Annotated in this window: 22 protein-coding genes; 13 read left to right on the top strand and 9 right to left on the bottom strand. The window is 50.8% G+C overall.

Features of this window, described 5'->3' with window-relative positions; all coding sequences use genetic code 11:
- Positions 1-2: 2 nt before the first annotated feature.
- Together TREAZ_RS13020 and TREAZ_RS13015 are read left to right on the top strand one after the other, a co-directional pair.
- Positions 3-1,271, top strand: coding sequence for a radical SAM protein (locus tag TREAZ_RS13020; RefSeq protein WP_015712339.1), 1,269 nt, complete (start codon positions 3-5; stop codon positions 1,269-1,271).
- A 41-nt stretch (positions 1,272-1,312) separates the two neighbouring features.
- Positions 1,313-1,621: a (2Fe-2S) ferredoxin domain-containing protein gene (locus TREAZ_RS13015; protein WP_015712338.1), complete on the top strand. Its 309-nt coding sequence runs from the start codon at positions 1,313-1,315 to the stop codon at positions 1,619-1,621.
- Between the two features lie 9 nt (positions 1,622-1,630).
- Here the strand turns inward: TREAZ_RS13015 and TREAZ_RS13010 are convergent, their stop codons facing one another.
- The 6 genes from TREAZ_RS13010 to modA all read right to left on the bottom strand — a co-directional run bounded on the left by TREAZ_RS13010 (position 1,631) and on the right by modA (position 6,404).
- Positions 1,631-3,196, bottom strand: coding sequence for a LeuA family protein (locus tag TREAZ_RS13010; protein ID WP_015712337.1), 1,566 nt, complete (start codon positions 3,194-3,196; stop codon positions 1,631-1,633).
- Positions 3,186-3,578, bottom strand: coding sequence for a hypothetical protein (locus TREAZ_RS13005; RefSeq protein ID WP_015712336.1), 393 nt, complete (start codon positions 3,576-3,578; stop codon positions 3,186-3,188). The genes TREAZ_RS13010 and TREAZ_RS13005 overlap by 11 nt, the downstream gene beginning before the upstream one ends.
- Before the next feature lie 7 nt (positions 3,579-3,585).
- Positions 3,586-3,795, bottom strand: coding sequence for a TOBE domain-containing protein (locus TREAZ_RS13000; RefSeq protein ID WP_015712335.1), 210 nt, complete (start codon positions 3,793-3,795; stop codon positions 3,586-3,588).
- A 46-nt stretch (positions 3,796-3,841) separates the two neighbouring features.
- Positions 3,842-4,843: a sulfate/molybdate ABC transporter ATP-binding protein gene (locus TREAZ_RS12995; protein WP_280990969.1), complete on the bottom strand. Its 1,002-nt coding sequence runs from the start codon at positions 4,841-4,843 to the stop codon at positions 3,842-3,844.
- Positions 4,844-4,908: 65 nt separating this feature from the next.
- A complete protein-coding gene (gene modB / locus TREAZ_RS12990; RefSeq protein ID WP_043923101.1) occupies positions 4,909-5,574 on the bottom strand; it encodes a molybdate ABC transporter permease subunit in 666 nt (221 codons plus the stop codon).
- A gap of 5 nt (positions 5,575-5,579) precedes the next feature.
- Positions 5,580-6,404: a molybdate ABC transporter substrate-binding protein gene (gene modA / locus TREAZ_RS12985; RefSeq protein WP_015712333.1), complete on the bottom strand. Its 825-nt coding sequence runs from the start codon at positions 6,402-6,404 to the stop codon at positions 5,580-5,582.
- Between the two features lie 181 nt (positions 6,405-6,585).
- Here modA and TREAZ_RS12980 point away from each other — a divergent pair, with 181 nt between their 5' ends.
- The 8 genes from TREAZ_RS12980 (at position 6,586) to hisD (ending at position 14,350) form a co-directional block, all read left to right on the top strand.
- Positions 6,586-7,569, top strand: a complete 984-nt coding sequence (locus tag TREAZ_RS12980) for a substrate-binding domain-containing protein (protein ID WP_043923517.1) — start codon at positions 6,586-6,588, stop codon at positions 7,567-7,569.
- Between the two features lie 203 nt (positions 7,570-7,772).
- Positions 7,773-8,627, top strand: coding sequence for an ATP phosphoribosyltransferase (gene hisG, locus TREAZ_RS12975; protein ID WP_015712331.1), 855 nt, complete (start codon positions 7,773-7,775; stop codon positions 8,625-8,627).
- 16 nt (positions 8,628-8,643) lie between these two features.
- A complete protein-coding gene (hisB, locus tag TREAZ_RS12970; RefSeq protein WP_015712330.1) occupies positions 8,644-9,213 on the top strand; it encodes an imidazoleglycerol-phosphate dehydratase HisB in 570 nt (189 codons plus the stop codon).
- Complete coding sequence (hisH, locus tag TREAZ_RS12965; protein WP_015712329.1) at positions 9,210-9,830, top strand: imidazole glycerol phosphate synthase subunit HisH; 621 nt, start codon at positions 9,210-9,212, stop codon at positions 9,828-9,830. Before hisB ends, hisH begins: the two co-directional genes overlap by 4 nt.
- Positions 9,831-9,839: 9 nt before the next feature.
- Complete coding sequence (gene hisF, locus TREAZ_RS12960) at positions 9,840-10,610, top strand: imidazole glycerol phosphate synthase subunit HisF (protein WP_015712328.1); 771 nt, start codon at positions 9,840-9,842, stop codon at positions 10,608-10,610.
- Positions 10,604-11,920, top strand: coding sequence for a phosphoribosyl-ATP diphosphatase (gene hisE / locus TREAZ_RS12955; protein ID WP_015712327.1), 1,317 nt, complete (start codon positions 10,604-10,606; stop codon positions 11,918-11,920). Before hisF ends, hisE begins: the two co-directional genes overlap by 7 nt.
- Positions 11,917-13,020 carry a pyridoxal phosphate-dependent aminotransferase gene (locus tag TREAZ_RS12950; protein WP_043923100.1) on the top strand — a complete coding sequence of 368 codons (1,104 nt, stop codon included), beginning with the start codon at positions 11,917-11,919 and terminating at the stop codon, positions 13,018-13,020. Before hisE ends, TREAZ_RS12950 begins: the two co-directional genes overlap by 4 nt.
- Position 13,021: 1 nt before the next feature.
- Positions 13,022-14,350 (top strand): histidinol dehydrogenase, encoded by a 1,329-nt coding sequence (gene hisD, locus TREAZ_RS12945; RefSeq protein ID WP_015712325.1) that lies wholly within the window; start codon positions 13,022-13,024, stop codon positions 14,348-14,350.
- Positions 14,351-14,381: 31 nt separating this feature from the next.
- Here the strand turns inward: hisD and TREAZ_RS12940 are convergent, their stop codons facing one another.
- Together TREAZ_RS12940 and TREAZ_RS12935 are read right to left on the bottom strand one after the other, a co-directional pair.
- The gene (locus TREAZ_RS12940) at positions 14,382-15,464 is read right to left on the bottom strand and encodes an Ldh family oxidoreductase (protein WP_015712324.1); all 1,083 of its coding nucleotides are present in this window, start codon (positions 15,462-15,464) and stop codon (positions 14,382-14,384) included.
- Positions 15,465-15,488: 24 nt separating this feature from the next.
- Complete coding sequence (locus tag TREAZ_RS12935) at positions 15,489-17,201, bottom strand: AMP-dependent synthetase/ligase (RefSeq protein ID WP_015712323.1); 1,713 nt, start codon at positions 17,199-17,201, stop codon at positions 15,489-15,491.
- Positions 17,202-17,253: 52 nt separating this feature from the next.
- Between TREAZ_RS12935 and TREAZ_RS12930 the strand changes: the two genes are divergently transcribed.
- From TREAZ_RS12930 to TREAZ_RS12920, 3 genes are all read left to right on the top strand, one after another.
- The gene (locus TREAZ_RS12930; RefSeq protein ID WP_015712322.1) at positions 17,254-18,000 is read left to right on the top strand and encodes a hypothetical protein; all 747 of its coding nucleotides are present in this window, start codon (positions 17,254-17,256) and stop codon (positions 17,998-18,000) included.
- 292 nt (positions 18,001-18,292) lie between these two features.
- Entirely contained in the window at positions 18,293-19,264 is a 972-nt protein-coding gene (locus tag TREAZ_RS12925; protein ID WP_015712321.1) for a hypothetical protein, read from the top strand.
- A 51-nt stretch (positions 19,265-19,315) separates the two neighbouring features.
- A complete protein-coding gene (locus TREAZ_RS12920; RefSeq protein ID WP_043923099.1) occupies positions 19,316-19,546 on the top strand; it encodes a hypothetical protein in 231 nt (76 codons plus the stop codon).
- A 124-nt stretch (positions 19,547-19,670) separates the two neighbouring features.
- On the opposite strand, the gene TREAZ_RS12915 is transcribed toward TREAZ_RS12920, so the two are convergent.
- The gene (locus TREAZ_RS12915) at positions 19,671-20,408 is read right to left on the bottom strand and encodes a hypothetical protein (protein WP_015712319.1); all 738 of its coding nucleotides are present in this window, start codon (positions 20,406-20,408) and stop codon (positions 19,671-19,673) included.
- Positions 20,409-20,785: the final 377 nt, after the last annotated feature.

The raw sequence follows: 20,785 nt of genomic DNA, 5'->3' as shown, positions 1-20,785 counted from the left end.
ATATGGACTTTGGAAATCATCCTTGTTTTAACAGTGAAGTCAGACACAGTACCGGAAGAATACACCTCCCTGTAGCCGCCAAGTGCAATATACAGTGCAACTTCTGCAACCGCAAATACGATTGTGTAAACGAAAACCGTCCCGGCGTTACCAGCGCAATACTCTCGCCTTTCCAGGCCCTGGATTATCTTGGCATGGTAATGGAAAAAATGGAAGAGAAAACTCCTATCGCTGTTATAGGCATAGCCGGTCCCGGCGATCCCTTTGCCAATGCCGAAGAAACCCTTGCGACTATGGAATTAGTGCACGAAAAATATCCCGAAAAAATTCTCTGCCTCGCCACCAATGGCCTTGGCCTTGCTGAATACTCAGGCAGATTGGTGAATCTTAACATCTCCCATGTTACTATTACTGTCAACGCTGTTGATCCCGAAATCGGCGCTAAAATTTATTCATGGGTGCGCTTCGGCCCTAAAGTTTACCGCGGAATAGAAGGCGCCAAGGTCCTTCTCGAACGCCAGACCGAAGCCATAAAAGTCTTAAAATCTTTAGGAATAATTGTAAAGATAAACACGGTTATCATACCCGGCGTAAATGATACCCATGCAGCCAAAATTGCTGAATACTGCGCCAATCTCGGGGCTGATATACAAAACTGTATCCCCATGATGCATGTCGAAGGCTCCGCCTTTGAAAACATCCCCAGCCTAAACCCCGGAGACATGCTTCCCATCAGAAACGAAGCTTTCAAATACATCAAACAAATGTCCCATTGCGCCCGCTGCCGCGCCGATGCCGCAGGTCTCATAGGCGATCAAAACTCAGGTGAACTTGACCGTCTTCTGGCCGAAGCCTCCATTCCCAAACCCACATCCAAACGTCCCTATCTCGCAATAGCTTCGATGGAAGGTCTCTTTGTAAACCGCCACCTTGGAGAAGCAACCCAACTCTGGGTTTTTGGAATAGAAAAAGGCAAACTCGTTCTCTGTGAACAGCGCTCCACCCCGGAACCTGGTTCAGGCAATACTCGTTGGGAAACCCTGGCCAACACCTTCTCCGACTGTTTTGCTTTATTGGCAGCCAACTGCGGTGCTACTCCAAAAAAAGTTCTAGAATCCTTGAGTCTCCCCGTTATTACAGGAGAAGGCCTTATCACCGACTTGGCAGCTTCCCTGCTGGGAGGCCGGGGCATCCCAAGAGTCTTCACAGCCCAAAGAAAACCAGGGAATGGTCAAGGCTGTACCGGAAGCGGAATGGGCTGCGGAGCATAGCTCCGCAAGGTTAAATATTTTTCTTTATAAGGAGTGATCAAATGACTAAACCCCAACACCACGTTCTCTTATGTGCGTCTTTTCGCATGAACGGAACCCCTCAAGGCGTCTGTGCCAAATCAGGCTCAGGCCAGCTTATGCAGTACCTCCAGGAAGAACTTACAGACCGCGGCCTCGTCGATGTAGCGGTATCCAGCACATCCTGTCTCAGAGTTTGCGACCGCGGACCTGCCCTGGTGGTGTACCCTGAAAATTGGTGGTTCGGCCACATCGACAGCGAAGAAGCCATAGATGCGGTTATCGACTCCATTGAGAAGGGAACTCCCGCGGCCGAATACGTCATCGCTTAAAAAGTCAGGTTAACTGCGAAGCGTCTCCGCATTTAAAGCATCAAGGCCGCAGCGGAATAGAAGCAGAGAAGGTTCAGAACCTGAATGTTCGGCGCTGTAAATCCGCGAGTCTGCCAGGATTTCGGCATACAGACGTACGCGGTTTCCTGCCCCGTTGAGACTCACGGTTTTCAGCTCAAGCGTTCCCAGTTTGCATAAAGCTCCGAAAGCCGCAGAAATGGCAGTATCACCTGAACCGGAGATTTTCTGAACCGTTTTATTGCTTCCGTAAATCTTAAGGGATGCTTCGAACTGGGCGCGTATATTCCCTTCATTATCAGCCCCGGTATGCTCTGACCAGGAATCTACAATCAAGGGCCCTTCATAGGTGCCGGGCAGCTTGTGAATATCCGCCAGTAAACAGAGGAATTCACTTATCCCTGCGGAGCCTTCCTCAAAAAAGTGGGAACTTTTAATATGAGCAGTTACCCGGGAAATAGTTTCTTCATCAAGTTCAAAACCGCAGTAGCGCCGGCAAAATAAATCAACCCCCGCCCGGCCTGAATGACGTGAAAGCACTATACGCTCAGGAACCATGGTAAAGCCAATGGCAGCCTGGGGCGAATATGTTTCAGTACTGCGGGAAAGCCCCTGCTGGTGTATGCCTGAACCGTGGGCCCTCACGTTCCAGCCGCTCAGGGGCTTCATCAGGGAACCTGAAGTCCCGGAAATTTCCGCCGCCATGGACACAAGGGGAGGAATTTTTTCAACCAGGAGATTGGTACTTACCTGATAATGCTCAGGCCGCGCCGCGAGATTGGCGGCAATTTCCTCCAGGGCGGCATTCCCTGCCCGTTCCCCTATGCCGGAAACAGAAACCTCTACCTGACCGCAGCCGGCTTCTATTGCCTCCAGGGTATTGGCACAGGCCAGGCCCAGATCGTTATGGCAATGAACACTCAAGACAGCTTTGCCGTCCCTAAAGGCCGGCGTTTTCTCCAGCAGAAATGACACTAAATCGTGTATCTCCTTTGGGCAAAAACTGCCGAGGGTATCGGCTATATTTACAATTGATGCGCCGGCCTCGATGGCAGCGGCGCAGTAATCAGCAAGAAAATTGCGATCAGCCCGGGAAGCGTCTTCCGCCCCCAATTCAACTTTGGCGCACAACCCAGCTGCATAAGAAACAGCTTCCCTTGCCATATCAAGAACTTCTGCTTCTGTTTTACCTAATTTAGCTTCGATATGAATTTTACTAACCGGTAGGGAAATATGGAGCAGCCCAGGCACTTCCCCTTTAAAAACTTTTGCGCTTTCTTGAATATCAAAACGGCGGCCCCGGCACATTACCGCGGTAAGGCCCCTAAAACCTGACGCTGACAGGTCAAGCGCAAGCAAGCGGCAGGCCTCAAGATCCGCTGGGCTTGAAAGAGGAAAACCTGTCTCGATTATATCCACGCCGACGGCGGCCAGAGCTCTCCCGATTTTGAGTTTGGCATCGGCAGAGAATGCAAAACCTGCGGCCTGATCCCCATCCCGCAATGTGGTGTCCAGTATGGAAACCCTTGATAAGGAATGCTGAATATCAGAGCGCAACTTCCTCTTCCGCGAAAAGGGCTACCCGGTCTATGGCGTCCACAAAACGAGGCACATCTTCGAGTTTGGGTTTGATAATTTTAAAATACTCCAGGGAGCAGATAGACTGGAGGGAATCGAAGTAACGGAGGCTTTCTTCAAGATCCTGGGGCAGGGGCCGGAAGGCTTTAGTCTCTTCGATAAAGTCAGTCATAGTATGGTTGCGGGGCAGACAGCCCCTATGCGTAAAAATAGCCATAAAGTATTTTTCAATGCCCATGGCCGCGATATTCTGTATCAATTCGGGGGTAAAAATTTCGGGCCGCTTTAAGCTGCCTTTAACAGTACGGTGAAAACCCCGGCCGTCCTCGAGAAATTGTTCCCAGTTTTTTATTTGCGCCATATAAAAATCAGTCTATCCCGACCATCACCGCAGTAGCCTTAACAATAGCATAGGCTTCGCCGCCCACCTTAAGATCCAACTCCCTGATGGAATCCATGGAAATGGTAGCCGACATTTTGTTACCCCCGCCTATGTCGATTATCACAATACCGTTAACCGCCCCTTCCTTAATGGCAAGGATTTTGCCTTTGAACTGGTTGCGCGCACTAATTTTCATAAAATACCACCTTTAAATATCCTGCAATAGTTATAATCTATATTATCTATTCCAGCAAGAGCAAATTTTCAGGTGGAATAAAAAGTTTTTCAGGAATTGTGAGACCTGAATACTTGCTATATTTCCACCAGATGGTTTTTTGAGTTTCAGCAGAGCTGGTTTCGGCATTGGTAAAGAGGATGACATTTTCAAAAGGTTCTTCTGAAATTTGAATCACCTTGAGGGCTATCTGATTAACGGCCGATTCGCTCTTTGCGGGCAAAAGATCATGAGCCCTGATCCCTACCTGGGTAATTCTATCCGAAACAGGGACTGCGGTTCTGAGAGTGAGCCCCCAGTCGAGGGCGATGATTTCATCCTCGCCAATGCGCCTAATGGGAGAAATATTTTTGCACCCCGTAAGCCGGGCAGCCTGGACCAGGCCGGGATTAAGAAAAAGATCGCGGGTCTTGCCCATCTTAATGCAGCTGCCCTTATCGAGTATCAGGGTTTCGCTGCAAAGCCGGTACACTTCGTCCCTTGAGTGTGTTACCATGATCACATCTTTACAGGATCTTAAAAAATCAGGGAAGCTGATCTGCATCTGTTCCCGCAAATTGGTATCCAGGGCGGAAAATGGCTCATCCAGAAGCACCGCCTCCGGTTCCCTGATGAGCATGCGGGCCAAGGCCACCCTCTGCTGCTGGCCTCCTGAAAGCTGCTCAGGATAACGGTTTTCAAGGCCTTCAAGTTCAAAACGCCCAAGCAAAAGGTCAGCTCTACTGCGGGCTTCGTTTTTGGGAAGCAAAAGACCTGCGGTAATGTTTTCCATCACTGTCATTCTGGGAAAGAGGGCGTAATTCTGAAAGAGATAACCTGCTTTTCTTGCCTGGGGTTTAAGGTTGATTTTTTTTGTTGAATCAAAAAGAAGGCGGCCATTAACTTCAATATGCCCCTCATCGGGTGTTTCGATGCCTGCAATGCATTTGAGGGTCATGCTCTTGCCTGAACCTGAAACCCCCAATATGCCCAGGCATTCACCAGCGCCGCCTGAAGTTTCAAATTCAATTTCAAGCTTGAACCGGGAAGATAATTTTTTTAGTATTGAAACCTTGATGCTAATGGCATACTCTCCTACTTTCTTCTTTCATGTATGGTAAAATAATTCATTAATGCTACTACCGCAAAGGAAAGCAGTACAATGATTGCTACATACACACCCGCAGTATTCATGTCCCCTGCGGCGACTGCGGAATATATCGCTAGGGGCAGGGTACGGGTTTTGCCGGCTATGTTGCCTGCAATCATGGCAGTAGCGCCGAATTCACCAAGACCCCGGGCAAAGGCCAGCACCGCCCCCGAGGCAATACCGGGCAAGGCGGTAGGGAGACTCACCTTCCAGAAAATTGTCCATTCTCCCATACCGAGGGTTCTGGCCGCATAAAGTAGGTTGGGATCTACCTGTTCCAAAGCGCCCCTTGCGGAACGGTACATCATGGGAAAGGAGATTGCAGCAGAAGCAAGCACTGTAGCGGCCCAGGAAAAAGCTATCTTAACACCGAAAAGGTCTACGAAAAATTTTCCCACAGGCCCTCTCACTCCGAATATCCAGAGCAGGAAAAAACCTGCCACTGTGGGGGGAAGCACCAGGGGCAGGGTGAGTATGCCGTCGAGTATCATCTTGAGTTCCCTGCGCCTGGTGGATGCAACAAATTCTGCCAGCAGCAGCCCCAAAAAAAAGGTTGCTGCAATAGATGCCGATGCGGTCTTAAGTGAAATTAAAACCGGGGTCAAATCCATAAAAACTATTTATTCCCCGCGAATCCGTATTTCAAAAAGATTGCGAGCCCGTCAGGCGAAGCAAGGAAATCCATGAATAGTTTTGCCGCGTCTTTTTTTGCGGAGGCGTTTACTATGCCTATAGGATAGAGTACTTTTGCCGAAAGGCTGCCTGCGGGCGCTTCGGCAATGATTTCGACTTTTTTGCTGGTTGCCGCATCGGTAGCATATACCACCCCAACTTCGGCGCTGCCTTCGCCTACCCAATTGAGCACCTCTGTAACATTGGTACCGAAACTGGCCCTGGCTGAAACGGCATCCCAGTTGCCCAGGCTGGTAAAGGCCTCTTTGGCATACTGGCCTGCAGGGACACTGGCGGGATCGCCAAGGGCTATGATCTTTGCCTGGGCGCAATTCTCAAAACCTGTAACCGGAGTAACCGTACCTGCGGGCTTTATCAATACAATTTTATTTTCCAGCAGGGGCTTAACCGAATCAGCAGCCACAAGACCGCCCTTTACGAGGTTGTTCATTTGGGTCATGGCAGCCGACATGAACACATCGGCCTCAAGGCCCTGCTCAATCTGGGTCTGGAGTTTGCCCGAACTGTCGTAAGTCCCATCTACGGTAATCCAGGGATACTGTTCCTGAAAGAGGGGGATAAGCTCCTGATAGGAATATTGAAGGCTCGCTGCTGCAGCCACCAGAATCGTAACAGGCTGATGCTCAGGCTCAGCCTTGTTTGGCACGGCCTCGCTTTTACCGCCCGCAAAGAGCTGGGCAGCCGCGAGAGACATCAGGGCAAACAAGGCCAAAGGCCTGCCGAAGGTAAGAATTCCTTCCTTTTTCATTATAGGTTCCTCCTTAATAATGAATTCCAGCAAGAGAGTATAATAAAACGAAACAATATACAATAGTGGAATACAACAAAACAAAATGAAACATAATCAAACAGACTATTATGAATGCACAAATACCCAGGCCGGGCATAGTTTAATTGCATTTTTTCTATTAGTTGTGTATACTCTTTTCATGGAATCTACCCTGCTAACCGCCGAAGACGTGGCTGGCCAACTGCGGATTAAGAAATATACGGTCTACGAACTTATCAAACGGGGAGAACTGCCCTCTTCAAAAGTGGGAAAACAAGTGCGGGTTTCCCAGGCGGATATAGATTTCTATCTTCAGGCAGGCAAGACAGGTCCTCGGGCAAAAACAAGCGCTGTCGGAACTGACGATGAAGATTGCTCCTGGGACGGGTCCGGACCGGTGGCCGGAACGTTACGCAGAATGCCTGCTGAATCCATACAGACAAGCGGCGCGTCCATCATTGTTTCAGGCCAGGATGCCTGTATCGATCTTCTGCTGCCCAAAATAGCCGGAACAGGGGAGTCCGTCCTCCGATCGTACATGGGCTGTTACAACAGTCTCTATGCCCTCTACAACGGCAGGATCACCATGGCCGCCTCTCACCTCTGGGATGCAGAAACCGATACCTATAACTATCCTTTTATGCATCGGCTGCTCCCGGGATTACGGGTCGGCGTGTTGCGCCTTGCAGGACGTATGCAGGGCTTTTATGTGAAGAAAAAAAATCCTCTCAAGATAGAAAGCTGGAAGGATCTTGCCAGACCCGGCATCACCATAATCAACCGCGAAAAAGGCTGCGGTACACGGATACTGCTGGATCAGAAACTGACAGGGCTGAACATTGATCCTCAAGGTATACAGGGTTACACCAGGGAATCAGGTTCTCACCTGGTCTGCGCAGGAATAGTGGCTAAGGGCGGTGCGGATCTGGGCTGCGGCTGTGCAAGAGGCGCGGAAGGTATACAGGGCATTGAGTTCATACCCCTTCAGCTTGAATGGTACGATTTTGTATTCCGCCTTTCCGATAAAAATACTTCCGCAGTAAGAAGCATTTTGAGCTATGTTGATTCGCCGGAATTCAAGCAGGATCTTGAAATTCTTGGCGGCTACGATACTTCGCAGACAGGCAGATACGAAGAATTCTAAGCACTTGACAATAAATTCGCTGGCTGCTAGACTGTAGTCTATGAAACGGATTTCTAATCACCATCATAATTTTACGTCTCCTGAGTCCATCGCCTTTTAGGCGTTAGAGCGGTTATGCAGCCGTGGACTCAAAGTCCACGGCTTTTTTTTTGAGGAGTGGTGCGAAATTTTGTTTTGCTTCGATCATTATAGCAGGAGTGAATATGGACAAGCTGCGTATCCTTATCCCCAAGGGGAGGATTTTTGACAATGTTTCCAAATTGTTCGACGAGGCAGGATTCCCCATGTACCTCGCGGACCGTACCTATCGGCCTGTGATTGCGGCCGACTGGCTGGACGCCAAGATCATGAAACCCCAGAATGTAGGCGAGCTTCTGGAATTGGGGAGCCACGATGCGGGCTTTACGGGCATCGACTGGATACAGGAAAACGGCGCCGATGTAGAAGAGATCCTGGATCTGGGCATGGACAAGGTGCGCATTGTTGCCGCCATTCCCGCTGAAACAAGCGAGGCGCAGCTCAAAGCCCGCAAGATCGTGGTTGCCACAGAATACGTCAACCTGGCTGAGAAGTGGCTCAAGAAAGAGAATTACAATTATCGCATACTCCGTACCTACGGGGCCACCGAAGTTTTCCCCCCTGATGACGCTGACATGATCATTGACAATACCGCTTCGGGCCAGACCCTTAAAGATAACGGCCTTAAAATCATCGCCACTGTTCTGGAATCTTCCACCCGTTTTGTAGCTTCCAAGGCCGCTATGGCAAACCCCGAAAAGCGGGGCCGCATCGAAGAACTTGCCATGCTCTTTAACGCGGTTCTCGAAGGCCGCGACAGGGTGATGCTTGAGATGAACGTTACCGAGGAGAATTTCAACGAGCTTGTTTCGGGCCTTCCGTCCATGCGCAGCCCTACGGTTGCGCCCCTTTGCGGGAGTGACGGTTTTGCAGTAAAAATCGCCGTAAAAAAACACGAAGTCCCTGAACTTATACCCAGGCTGAAAAAGCTGGGCGCAGGGGACATTGTAGAATATGATTTGAGGAAAGTTGTTCCTTAACAATGGAGGAATTAATATGAGAACTGCAGAAGTTACCAGAAGTACCAAAGAAACCAATATTACCATCAAGCTTGACCTTGACGGCAAGGGAACGGCGAAGCTGGATTATCCCATAGGTTTCATGGCCCATATGCTTAACACCTTTGCCCGCCATGGTCTTTTCGATTTGGAAATAAGGGCCTCCGGGGATCTTGAAGTTGACCAGCATCACCTGGTGGAAGATACCGGCATAGTCCTGGGCCAGTGTTTTGCCAAAGCTCTTGGCAATAAAGAAAGCATACGCCGCGTTGGAAGCTGCCTATACCCCATGGACGAGACCCTTGCCAGGGCCGCGGTAGATCTTTCGGGCCGGAGTTTTCTGGTTTTTGAAGCAGGCCTTCCGGGCAACGACACGGCCCAGGATTTTTGGCAGGGGTTCGCGTCAAGCGCAGGCGCGGCGCTGCACCTGGACATACTCAGGGGCCGCAGCGATCATCACAAAGTTGAAGCCCTCTTTAAAGCGGCAGCCCGGGCCCTGAGGGAAGCCTGCGAAATCGATCCCCGGTCAATCGGCCTCATACCCTCGACCAAAGGTGTTTTAGCATGATAGGTGTAATAGATTACGGCGCAGGCAATCTTGGTTCTGTGATGAATGCGCTTAAACGCCTCAACACCGAAGCCCGTTTTGTCAAGGCACCCGAAGAACTCGGCAGCAATACCCCTTACGCCAAAATTATCTTCCCCGGCGATGGCCACTTTGCAACCGCCATGGCCTCCCTTGAAAAGTCGGGCTATGCCCAGGCAGTAAAAGAGTGGATCAACGCTGACAGGCCTTTCCTCGGTATCTGCATTGGCCTTCAGCTCCTCTTTGATGCTTCTGAAGAAGCCCCCCCGGTGAACGGCAGGGAAGTAAAGGGCCTTTCAATTATCCCCGGCTCCGTTAAACGTTTTCCGGGCCGCAAGGTTCCCCAGATTGGCTGGAACAGTACCAAGGCCCGTTCCGGGAGCCGCCTTTTTAAAGACATTCCTCAAAATTCTTTTTTCTACTACATACATTCTTACTACGCGGCTCCCGCAGGGGACAGGGCCGTTGCGGCGGAAGCGGATTATTACCTTTCTTACTGTTCCGCAGTGGAGCAGGGGAATCTTTCGGCGGTGCAGTTTCATCCCGAGAAGTCGGGAACCTGGGGTCTCAAGCTGCTTGAAAACTGGATTATGGGTTAAGGGGGCTTTATGCAGGCTAAACGTATTATTCCCTGCCTGGATGTTGATGATGGCCGGGTGGTTAAGGGTATCAAGTTCAAGGGCATACAGGACGCGGGCGATCCCGTGGAGCTTGCCCGGCGGTACAACGAAGAGGGTGCAGATGAGCTTACCTTCCTCGACATCGGGGCTTCCTATAAAAGCCGCGAAACCCTTTTGGATGTGGTGCGCAAAGTCGCAGCCGAAGTTTTCATTCCCCTCTGTGTAGGGGGCGGCATACGCAAAGTTGAGGATATGAGGGAAGCTATGAACGCTGGGGCCGACAAAGTTTCGGTTTGTACCTCAGCCCTCCAACGTCCTGAATTGCTTTCCGAAATGGCTAAAGCCTACGGAAGCCAGTGCGTGGTGCTTTCGATAGACGCCAAACGTGTTGACAAGGACGCGGTACATCCGAAGTGGACTGCCTATTCTCACGGGGGACGTACAGATACCGGCCTTGACGCAATTGAATGGGCAATAAAAGCAGTGGAGCTTGGGGCAGGGGAGATACTCCTCAACTCCATCGACGCTGACGGCACCGGCACAGGATACGATCTGGAATTAACCAAAGCCATACTCGACGCAGTGCCGGTGCCGGTAATTGCTTCGGGCGGCGCAGGGGATCTCGATCAGATCGCGGGGGTACTGCAGAATCCGGGGGCCGACGCGGCGTTAGTAGCATCACTGCTGCATTTTGGAAAAACAACCATACCTGAAATAAAAAAATACGCTGAATCAAAAGGAGTATGTGTCAGATGGTAATTGCTTCGATAGACATACAGGGCGGAAAAGTTGTCCAGCTTCGCCAGGGCGCAGAATTGGTACTGCAAAGGGAAGACGCCCCGGGCCTGGCCAAAGAATTTGATCTCTATGGCGAAGTTGCAGTCATCGACCTTGACGCCGCCATGGGCAAGGGAAGCAATCTTGAAATGATAAAGCCATTGCTCCGCCTAGCCGAGTGCAGGGTAGGGGGCGGCATACGTAGCCCCGAACAGGCCAGGGAACTGGTGAGCCTTGGCGCAAAAAAGATCATTGTCGGTTCAAATGCCTTCCGCGATCCTGCCAAAAAAGGCGCAGGCATTGCAGCAGGGGAATTCAAAGTCAACACCGAATTCCTCGAAGCCATATCCAAAAAAATCGGCCGTGAACGCCTCATCGTTGCGGTAGACTCCCGGAACGGCGAGATAGTTGTAGACGGCTGGAAAACTCCCACGGGCCTTAAGCTAGCCGAAGTCGCAATAGAAGTCGCCCCCTATGCGGCAGAGCTTCTTTTTACCTGTGTGGAACGCGAAGGCACCATGACGGGCATTGATTTGGAACAGGTCAAAGCATTAAAAAAAGCCCTCTCATGGCTTAATGATAAAGAGTGCAGTATTACTGCCGCAGGTGGTGTTACTACCCTTGAGGAAGTAGAATCCCTTGCAGCCTTGGGCTGCGATGTGCAGCTGGGCATGGCCCTCTATACAGGAAAAATTAATCTCGCCGACGCCTTCCTGCGTTCCCTAAACTGGAAGAAAGGTGCGCCTCCCCAGCCCATGCTGCCCGTGATAGCCCAAAGCCGTGACGGCCAGGTTCTTATGACAGGCTTTGCAGATGAAGAAGCGGTAAGCGAAACGTTCAAGCGCGGGAATCTCTGCTTTCACAGCCGTACACGCAGCAAGCTTTGGATGAAGGGTGAACATTCGGGCAATACCCTTAAGGTGCTGCGCCTCAGAGCCGATTGCGACAGGGACGCTATCCTTGCGATCGTAGAACCCGCAGGTCCTGTCTGCCACACTGGCGCATGGTCCTGTTTCGGCACAGACCGCCGGTACACCTGGGAATACCTCCAGTCCGTAATTGCCGAACGTTTCAGCAATCCCAAACCTGGTTCCTACACCGCAACCCTGGATGCCGATCTGGTACGTGAAAAAGTAATGGAAGAGGCAGACGAGGTCTGCACTGCCAAAACCCATGACGAAATTGTCTGGGAAGCCGCGGATCTCCTCTATTTTACCACCGCCCTCATCACCCGCGCGGGGGTAGGTGTAGAAGAAGTGCTGGATGAACTTGACAGGAGGCACAAAAAATAAGCCTTTACTGGAACAGCCGGGTTAAATCCCTGGCCCCCTACATACCGGGCGAGCAGCCTCGGGACAGGAAGTTTATCAAGCTCAACACCAATGAGAATCCCTATCCCCCTTCACCCAAGGTGATAGAGGCTATTGCAAAAGCCGCTGATGAAAGGCTCCGCCTTTACCCAGATCCTGCCTGTACTGAATTCCGCGAGGCCGTCGCCGCCCGTTATGGAGTAGCCGTAGAACAGGTTTTTGCAGGAAACGGTTCCGATGAAGTCTTGGCCTTTGCCTTTGCTGCGTTTTTTGAATGTCAAGGTGTGTCCGGCGCAGTGCCGATATTGTTCCCTGATATTACCTACAGTTTTTATCCTGTATATGCACGCCTTTGGGATGTGCCTTTTCGCACTGTTTCACTTAAAGATAATTTTTCGATAGATCCTGATGATTACAAGCAAAACAACGGCGGAATAATTTTCCCCAACCCCAATGCCCCTACTGCAAAAGCCCTGGCCCTGGACGCAATAACAAAATTGGCAGGATATGAAGAAAAAAACGGGAAAGCGCTTATTGTGGACGAGGCCTATATTGCCTTTGCCGATAAGCCGGGCATAAAATCCGCAGTAACACTGGTAAAACAATTTCCTAATCTTTTAACGGTGCATACTCTTTCCAAAGCCGCATCTCTTGCGGGCCTCAGGGTGGGTTTTGCCATAGGCCATAAAGATCTTATTGAAGCCCTTTGCAGGGTCAGGGATTCTGTTAATTCCTATACCGTGGATCGGCTTGCCCTTGCAGGGGCCGCCGCCGCTGTTTCTGATTTTGCATATTATGATGAAGTTAACCGCCACGTATGCAGTACAAGGGAGAAGGTTTCAGCCTCTTTAGCCCAAATGGGCTTCACTGTAATCCCTTCACAGGCAAATTTTGTTTTTGCCTCTCCCCCTGCTTCTTCGGGAAAGTCAGGGATGCAGGTGTTTTCCGCTCTCAGGGAAAAGGGCATACTGGTACGGCGTTTTGACAAACCGAGGATCAATAATTACCTCAGGATCAGTATGGGTACTGATGATGAAATGGATACCTTTCTCAATGGATGCGCGGAAATAATCAGGGGATAATATGAAAATACTTAACGCTGACGAATTTGATGCGTATTGGAATAAGCGTAATACCGCTGAAAACCATACTGCTGCGGAGACTGCAGTAAAAGACATAATAGCAGAAATACGCTTAAATGGAGATAGGGCAGTTAAAACTTTTGCTGCTAAATTTGACAAGTCTTCACCGGAAATATTTGAAGTTCCCCGACATATGGTACAAAAAGCAGTGACCGATCTTGAGGCAAATGATCCTGATCTGGTTAGAGCTCTTAAATTTTCTGCAGGGAACATTTGGCGTTTTTCCGAATTGCAGCGCAGTCAATTTCGGGATTTTGAGACAGAAATCGCCCCTGGGGTGTTTACGGGCCAAAGGGTAATCCCGGTGGAACGCGCTGCGGTTTATGTTCCCGCTGGCCGCTTCCCCCTGATTTCCACAGCCCTCATGGGGCTTGTGCCGGCTTTTTGCGCAGGCGTTGGCGACGTAATCCTGGCCTCTCCCCCTCTTGAAGACGGCCTCCCAGACAAGCGGATATTGGCTGCGGCGGGCATTGCGTCTGCAACTTGCAGCCGCAGTGAGCTGAGGGTCTTTGCAATAGGCGGGGCCCAGGCCATTGCCGCTCTCGCCCTGGGGACAGAAACCATACCCCGCTGTGATGTAATCGTCGGCCCCGGCAACAAATATGTGGCGCTTGCCAAGCGTCTCCTTTACGGAGAAACCGGCATAGACTTTGTGGCCGGCCCAACAGATGTGCTCATCATTACGGGGGATCTGCAAAAAGGATCTTCGGCAAACTTAACCGCAGCAGATATGCTCGCCCAGGCCGAGCATGATCCTGATGCACGGGCCAGGGCATTGGTCCCAAACCGCGAATCTGCGGATCTTCTTGCCAGGACGCTTTCATCCCGTCTTGCAGACCTTTCTACAGCTTCTACGGCAAGGGCTTCCCTTGAATCGGGTGGGCTTATCATCATTTATAATAACAAGGATGAAGCCACGCGCATTGCCAACACTATTGCCCCTGAACACCTGGAACTTCAAACAGCAAATCCGGAAGCCTGGGTTCAAGGCTTGAGAAATTACGGTTCCCTTTTTATCGGGGAAGCATCTGCCGAAGTCCTGGGCGATTATTCAGTCGGTATCAACCACACCCTTCCAACCTCGGGCAGCGCCCGTTTTACCGGGGGCCTTTCGGTGCGGCACTTTCTTAAAACCGCAACGAGCCTCCGCTGTTCATCCGGTTCAGGTTACACGGAGGCCCTCAAAGCCGCAGAATGCATTGCCCGTGCCGAGGGCCTTTCAGGCCACGCCGCAAGCGCCGCAATGCGCAGTACTAGTGCGAAAACCTAAAGCATCAGCGGACTTAATTGGTATAAAAAATTTATAAAGTTTCTTGGTATGCTATTCCCAATTCCTTTGCTGTTTTCTTCAAAGTCTCCCAAACACCTTCGGCGAGGGGCACGCCTTTAGCATTGCTCTCAGCCTCGGCTTCATGTTCTTTCTGTCCTGCGTAATAGACCCGGCTTGCCCCGGTTGCGGGCTTGAGGGAATTGAGTTCACAGAGCAATTGGCTCATGTCGCGCTTAAAATCTTCCGGGGTTCGGAATATGTCGAGACGCAGGGCCATGAAGAAATGGCAAACCCGTGCCGAAGTGATTTCACTGTCTTTTACCGAGCGACCAAATGTGCCGCCCGAGCAGAGGGCGGTGAGTATGTCTACCATAACGGCAAGGCCGTAGCCCTTGTGGCCTCCGAAGCTTTCACCTTCGCCCCCCAAGGGGAGGAGGCCGCCGCCTTTTTGGCGGAGCATGTCGTCCAGGAGCTTAACCGGGTCCTGGGCGGTGAGGCCGTCGGTGCCGACTGCCCAGCCCGGCGGCAGGGGCTTTTTTTCGCGTTCGTATACTTCCATTTTACCCCGGGTTACAGTGGTGCTGGCCATGTCCAGGCTGAACATTTTTCCGTCCAGTCCGGGAGCTGCAAAGGCTATGGGGTTAGTGCCGAAGGCGGCTTCCCGTGCAAAGGTAGGAACCCCCAGGGCGGCGGTGTTGGTCATGGCAATGCCGATCATGTCTTCCCTGGCCGCCATTTCGGCGTAATAGCCCGCAATGCCGAAGTGGTTGGAATTCCGCACTGCGCAGATCCCAACGCCATGTTCTTTTGCCTTTGCGATGGAGCTTTCCATGGCTTTCTTGCTGAGCGAAAGCCCCATGCCGCCCTCTGCATCCAGAACCAGGGAGATAGGTGTTTCGTGAAGTACCGTCGGCGTTATGCCGCCTTTTATAAGACCTGCCTTGATGCCTTCGGCATAACGCCTGATGCGGGCGACGCCGTGGCTTTTTACGCCCCTGGCATCGGCAGCCGTGAGTATGCGGGAAGAATCCAAAGCTTCTTCATGGGGGAGCCCCAGAGCCCTGAAAATGGAAGCGCAGAATTCTTCCAGCTTTTTTCTCTCAATATAGACCATGGGGCTTCAATCTTCTTGCAACAATCACACACTATCGCGCTTGATTTTCTTGGTGGTCGTCATCTCCATGGGATCTTCGAGAAGAATGGTGCGCGTTATCTTCTGGTAGGGGAGGAGACGCTGGTTCACCTCGGCGATGATGGCTTCAATTCTGGCCTTGATCTCCGCCTTGGGAAGCACAGCGCCTGATTCATCCTTGAGGGCTTCGGGATTCGGGTAGACCAGGGCTTCTATTTCTTCTTTTTTCATGCGCTTGTCGGCTATATAACCCCGCACCATGATTTGATCTATCTCGTCAAAGAGCTGGAACTCGTTCTCGATTTCTTCGGGGTAGACGTTTTTGCCCCCCTCGGTGACTATCATGTTTTTGGCGCGGCCCGTGAGGTAAAGATAGTCCTCGTCATCCATGTAGCCCAGATCGCCTGTTTTGAGGAAACCTTCGGCGGTCAAGGAAGCAGCGGTTTCTGCAGGCATTTCGAAGTAGCCCTTCATGACCACAGGGCCCTTGACGATTACTTCGCCTATTCCCCTTTCGTCAGGATCAAGTATCTTCATCTCGATGCCGGGGATTTTTTTGCCTACGCTGGCTTCTTTGTAATGGGCTATCGGATTGAGGTTGATAATGGGGCTGGTCTCGGTGAGGCCGTAGCCCTGCACAAAGTCTATGCCCAGCTGGTTGAACTTGCGGAACACCGAAGGTGCCAGGGGGCCGCCGCCGCAGATGCAGACCCGCAGGGTAGCAAGGGATGCCTGGTTCAAAATCGCGTGGAACATTTTCTTGCCCGGGTTCTTTTTGAACACTTTTTTGATGAACCCCGAAATGGTCATCATGGCGCAGATTATGCCGTATACAATGGGGCCTTTTGCCCTGATGCCTTTGAGTATGCCGGCCAAAAGTTTGTTGAAGAGCATGGGCACGCCCAGGAACACGGTGATCTTCGCTTCTTTAAGATCTTTGAGTATGGCCTTGGTGACCATCTTTTTGCCGAAGACTATTTCTGCGCCTTCGGACATGGCTTCGATCAATACCGCCAGCATGGTATAGGCATGGTGAATGGGGAGCAGGGCATAGAATACATCGGTATAGTACACCCCAAATGGAGTGCCCTGGGCCAGGTAGCAGTCGGACACCAGGTTCTGATGGGTCAGCATGACGCCTTTGGGAATGCCGGTGGTTCCCGAGGTAAAGAGTATGGCCGCCAAATCGAATTCGCCGGGTTCTTCGATCTGAGCCGAGGGGCCGTCAATGTCGTAGACGTAGGTTCCTACGCCCTTTCTTAAGGAGATGATTTCGGTTAAGCCGAATTCCGCGTGCTTGCCGGTATAGTAGTTGTGCTTTTCTTCATCTATAAAAAGGATCTTGGCCTTCGAGGTCTTGAGGAGCAGATCTATCTCTTCAGTTTTAATCTGATAATCTATAGGTACTACAGTGGCGCCCGCAAAGAGTACGCCCATATAGGCCACCGCCCATTCAGGCGAATTCTTCCCCGATACGGCAACCTTGTCGCCCCGGCGTATGCCCTTGCTGTAGAGCCAGCGGGACACGGCCTCAATCAGCTTCAGGGCTTCGTTATAATTCAGGCTGATGCGATCAGGCTCATAAATGGTAAAGCAGGCCCGCTCTCCAAAACGGCTGACGATGATCCGGTACATTTCAGGCAGGGGAGGCCATTCCCCCTTAAAAGCCTTACCCCGATACTCTTCCAAAAATGCCCAGGGTATGAACGCATTCTCCATGTGATACCTCTTGTGTATAGAATACTTAGAACGATATTGTTAGTATAGTAACATGGTTTCGAAAAAAAAGCTCGCCCTTTTTACAGTAAATTTTTTGACCCTTGTTCTGCTTCTTGCATGTTCCGCCCGCATAGACGGCACATTGAAGCAGGGGGGGGCTGCGGATCTTATCCTTAAAACCAGCCTCGAACCCCGCATGACATCCCTTATCAAAAGCTTCCAGTCCATGATGGGCTCTTCAGGCTCTGCCGATCTCATCCTTGACGGCCAGGCCATAGGCAAGTCCATGGCATCTGCCCCGGGCATTGCCTCGGTTTCCCTTAAAAACACCGCCCCTTCCGCCATAGAAGGCACAGTGGGGGTTTCAAAGGCCGGGGATTTCCTTGCTGTAGGCGAAAAAAAGTTTGTTACCTATACAGACAACACCGATACCTCCGCAAACAGCGCGAATGTTAAGCCCTCAGGCCGCCTCGTCATTGCCCTGGATCTCCAGACCGCGCCGGATGTCCTGGCCCTGCTTTCGCCGGATGCGGTGGACTACCTCAACGCCCTCATGGCTCCAGCCGCCACAGGCGAATCCATTTCCCGCAGGGAATACCTGAACCTGGTAACCACCCTTTACGGCAAGCCCATTGCGGACGAAATTCAAAATGCCAAAATCAGGGCCTCCCTCAATTTGCCCGGCCCCATTGCCTTCATCCACGGGGGAACCGCCGTAGGTTCCAGGGCGGACTTTGAAGTCCCCCTCCTGGATCTCCTTGTCCTCGACACCCCCCTGTTTTACGAAGTGAGCTGGTAAGCCAAGGAGGGGGCGCACTCCTGACGCGTATACCCCAGGGGCATTCGCCGGCTGCAGTGCAAGACGCATCTACGCTGCTCCCCCTGCCTGCATAGTCCTCGCTGCGCCGCTAAAGCGGCTCCGTTCCGGTCTATTCCGGCACCCCCACTGCGGCGGGGTTGGTTGATTGGATTTTTATCAGGAAATAGTACGATTTTTTATCAATTCACAAAAAAGCGCAGTAAAAAATGAAGCGCCACGCATCCTGATGCCATATATAGGGTAAGAAATTCATTCACCCGCAGGAGGCGTCATGGAGACAGCACACCTTTTCGACCTTGTATTCAAAAAACTCATTGCCTCTTCTCCCCGGGGCGTGATCTATCTTATCAACGCTCTCTTCAATACCAATTTCCCCCCCGACAGCCCCGTGGAGTATCTCAGCACCGAGCACATTGGCGATGGCCTTGGTCTCCGCCGCTCAGATACCATGATTAAAATCAATAACTCCCATACCTATAACCTTGAGGCCCAGACTCGGGAAGGCGGGGAAATGGTCATCCGGGTTTTTGAATACGGCTTTATGCAGGCCAGGGATACGCAGATTTTAACAAAAGAGAAAATCCGCCTGACCTTCCCCATGCCGAAAATCATCTATCTTGACGCACAGGGAAGAATCCCCGATATGATAACGCTGGAACTGGAATTCCCGGATAACAGCATTCACGAGTACAAGGTAGGAACCTTCAAGATCCACGACCATGCCCCGGAAGAATTATTTCAACAAAAGATGATACTGTTGTTTCCCTTTTACCTTCTCAAACTGAGGCACAAAGTAAAGAAGGCAAAAACAAGGGGAGAACTCAAGCTGCTGGCAGCTGAATTAAAAAGCCAGATAGACGATCTTACGCTTTTAACCAAAGAGAGCGGCTATACCGGAATCCTCGAAAAGAAGGATATCAACACGGTACAGTCCCTTATGGAAAGACTGTTCAGGGAACTCTATACAGACTATACTGAATTGGAAGGAGTGGACACTATGCTGGTGACAGAGATTAAAACTTACGCGGAAGAACTGGAAGAAAAGCATGCTGCCGAGATGGCAACGATTAAAACTTATGCAGAAGAATTGGAAGAGAAGTATACCGCCGAGATGGCAGAGAAGGCAGAACGGGAAAGGCAAAACAAGCTCGACTCGGCCCGAAGCTTAAAAGCCTTGGACGTTCCTGTCGATAAGATCGTCAAAGCTCTGGGCCTCCCCCTTGAAGTTGTCGAGAAACTGTAGGCCCAGCATCTATCGGTGTAGTGGGTACTGCGCTTAGTTAGTGAGAACAGGATGAAAGACTTAACTGATGAAGAAGCCGCGGCTTTAGACGAATACTATACTAGCCATATCCCAAAAGTGGGCCCAAATGAAGGCGGTTTTTTTGCGAATCCTGCGCGGCGACTGATGCCGGTGGACGAGCTTTCCGCAGCGTACATTCGATCCGCTTGCGAAGCCGAACACAAAACTCCTGTCGAGATCATCGGGCAATTAGTGCGCGAAAAGATAGCCGCTACAGCATAATCAGGGACCGGCCGCCGGTTTAGCGGTTTGGATCGATGTTTTTAAGAGATGCATCGTAATTTGTATAGCGTGGTATGGGAGGACACACCGACAAATTCGGTGCCTGGTACCCTTGCGTTGCCAATTACGCCTGTAATTGTGGGCGCGAAAATGCCGCGCGGCTGAGCCGAACGGTATTCTTTGCATTATTGAACTGTTTGCCCAATGCCAAAAATTGTTTGTTATTTGATTTTAAGGCGACTAATTTATTATATGGATCTGCTTTATATTCATCCAACATTGTTTTTAATATAGCCGCAGTCAATTCCCCATGATTTCCTTGCAATGTAATTTCACCCATAAAGTAAACTATAGAATCATCATACACATCACCATAATTATTAGGATCTCCATATACATATACAGGAGATTTATAGTTATTTTTCAAATCTACAACAAACTCTGCATCAAGTGTTGCGTATGCTGATATAAATTGGTCCTTTACTAATTGGCTAATGGTTCCATCAAAAAGGAAAAAATCCTCAAATGCTGGTTTTTGCAGTTGTGCCACTGTGCATGTGCAATCTTCGCCATCACAACACGGCATTGTTGTTCCGTATGGGTGTTCCGTTCCATTCGGGCATTCGCATGCTTTCGGCTGTTGCTGAGTTGTTGAATCCGTCGGCTGTTTGCATGCACCGAATATTGTCGCAAATCCCATCATTCCGGCGGCGGCCACTGCCTTTGCGCGGCGCGAATTTATTTTCTGCAATTCCAATGTTTTTGCAATTTCAGGCGAGGCGTCTGACGCCGGATCATCTCGGTCGGGATCTTTGCCGCCGAACCCTTCGCGGGTTTCTTTTGAATAACATCTATAGGTCATTTCTTACTCCTTGCTATGGGCCGCACGAGCGGCGATGTTGAATCGGAAGGGAAACACCGTTTCCCATAAAAAATGCCCGGTAATGGCCGGGACATGATTTGAGGAATTAAAATGGCGAGAACTATTATATCCTAGTAATCCGATGGGAATGGGGGGGGTAGTTTACTATAAGCAAAGAGCCAACTTGAACCATGATTCAGGCTAGCTTTGGCGCGGGTTTTTGTCAAGGATACCGCAGCGGAAAAGCGGATTATAGGCGCATGGCGCCGAAAGTAAAGGTTAGCAGCACTGGTTTTGTCAGCCCCCATGCAGGCCATTTTCGGAGGTGGCAGTCTTCCATGTGTAATGCTTGTCTTTTTTGAGGTTATGATGTATAT

The organism is Leadbettera azotonutricia ZAS-9 (assembly GCF_000214355.1).
GTDB classification, from domain to species: domain Bacteria; phylum Spirochaetota; class Spirochaetia; order Treponematales; family Breznakiellaceae; genus Leadbettera; species Leadbettera azotonutricia.
The sequence above is the reverse complement of the archived record's forward strand: the minus strand, read 5'-3'. Positions and strand labels throughout refer to the sequence as shown.

Coding starts and splice junctions, on each gene's coding strand:
- TREAZ_RS13020 (WP_015712339.1), top strand. CDS start 3: ATGGACTTTGGAAATCATCCTTGTTTTAACAGTGAAGTCAGACACAGT.
- TREAZ_RS13015 (WP_015712338.1), top strand. CDS start 1,313: ATGACTAAACCCCAACACCACGTTCTCTTATGTGCGTCTTTTCGCATG.
- TREAZ_RS13005 (WP_015712336.1), bottom strand. CDS start 3,578: ATGGCGCAAATAAAAAACTGGGAACAATTTCTCGAGGACGGCCGGGGT.
- TREAZ_RS13000 (WP_015712335.1), bottom strand. CDS start 3,795: ATGAAAATTAGTGCGCGCAACCAGTTCAAAGGCAAAATCCTTGCCATT.
- modB (WP_043923101.1), bottom strand. CDS start 5,574: ATGGATTTGACCCCGGTTTTAATTTCACTTAAGACCGCATCGGCATCT.
- modA (WP_015712333.1), bottom strand. CDS start 6,404: ATGAAAAAGGAAGGAATTCTTACCTTCGGCAGGCCTTTGGCCTTGTTT.
- TREAZ_RS12980 (WP_043923517.1), top strand. CDS start 6,586: ATGGAATCTACCCTGCTAACCGCCGAAGACGTGGCTGGCCAACTGCGG.
- hisG (WP_015712331.1), top strand. CDS start 7,773: ATGGACAAGCTGCGTATCCTTATCCCCAAGGGGAGGATTTTTGACAAT.
- hisB (WP_015712330.1), top strand. CDS start 8,644: ATGAGAACTGCAGAAGTTACCAGAAGTACCAAAGAAACCAATATTACC.
- hisH (WP_015712329.1), top strand. CDS start 9,210: ATGATAGGTGTAATAGATTACGGCGCAGGCAATCTTGGTTCTGTGATG.
- hisF (WP_015712328.1), top strand. CDS start 9,840: ATGCAGGCTAAACGTATTATTCCCTGCCTGGATGTTGATGATGGCCGG.
- hisE (WP_015712327.1), top strand. CDS start 10,604: ATGGTAATTGCTTCGATAGACATACAGGGCGGAAAAGTTGTCCAGCTT.
- hisD (WP_015712325.1), top strand. CDS start 13,022: ATGAAAATACTTAACGCTGACGAATTTGATGCGTATTGGAATAAGCGT.
- TREAZ_RS12940 (WP_015712324.1), bottom strand. CDS start 15,464: ATGGTCTATATTGAGAGAAAAAAGCTGGAAGAATTCTGCGCTTCCATT.
- TREAZ_RS12935 (WP_015712323.1), bottom strand. CDS start 17,201: ATGGAGAATGCGTTCATACCCTGGGCATTTTTGGAAGAGTATCGGGGT.
- TREAZ_RS12930 (WP_015712322.1), top strand. CDS start 17,254: ATGGTTTCGAAAAAAAAGCTCGCCCTTTTTACAGTAAATTTTTTGACC.
- TREAZ_RS12925 (WP_015712321.1), top strand. CDS start 18,293: ATGGAGACAGCACACCTTTTCGACCTTGTATTCAAAAAACTCATTGCC.
- TREAZ_RS12920 (WP_043923099.1), top strand. CDS start 19,316: ATGAAAGACTTAACTGATGAAGAAGCCGCGGCTTTAGACGAATACTAT.
- TREAZ_RS12915 (WP_015712319.1), bottom strand. CDS start 20,408: ATGACCTATAGATGTTATTCAAAAGAAACCCGCGAAGGGTTCGGCGGC.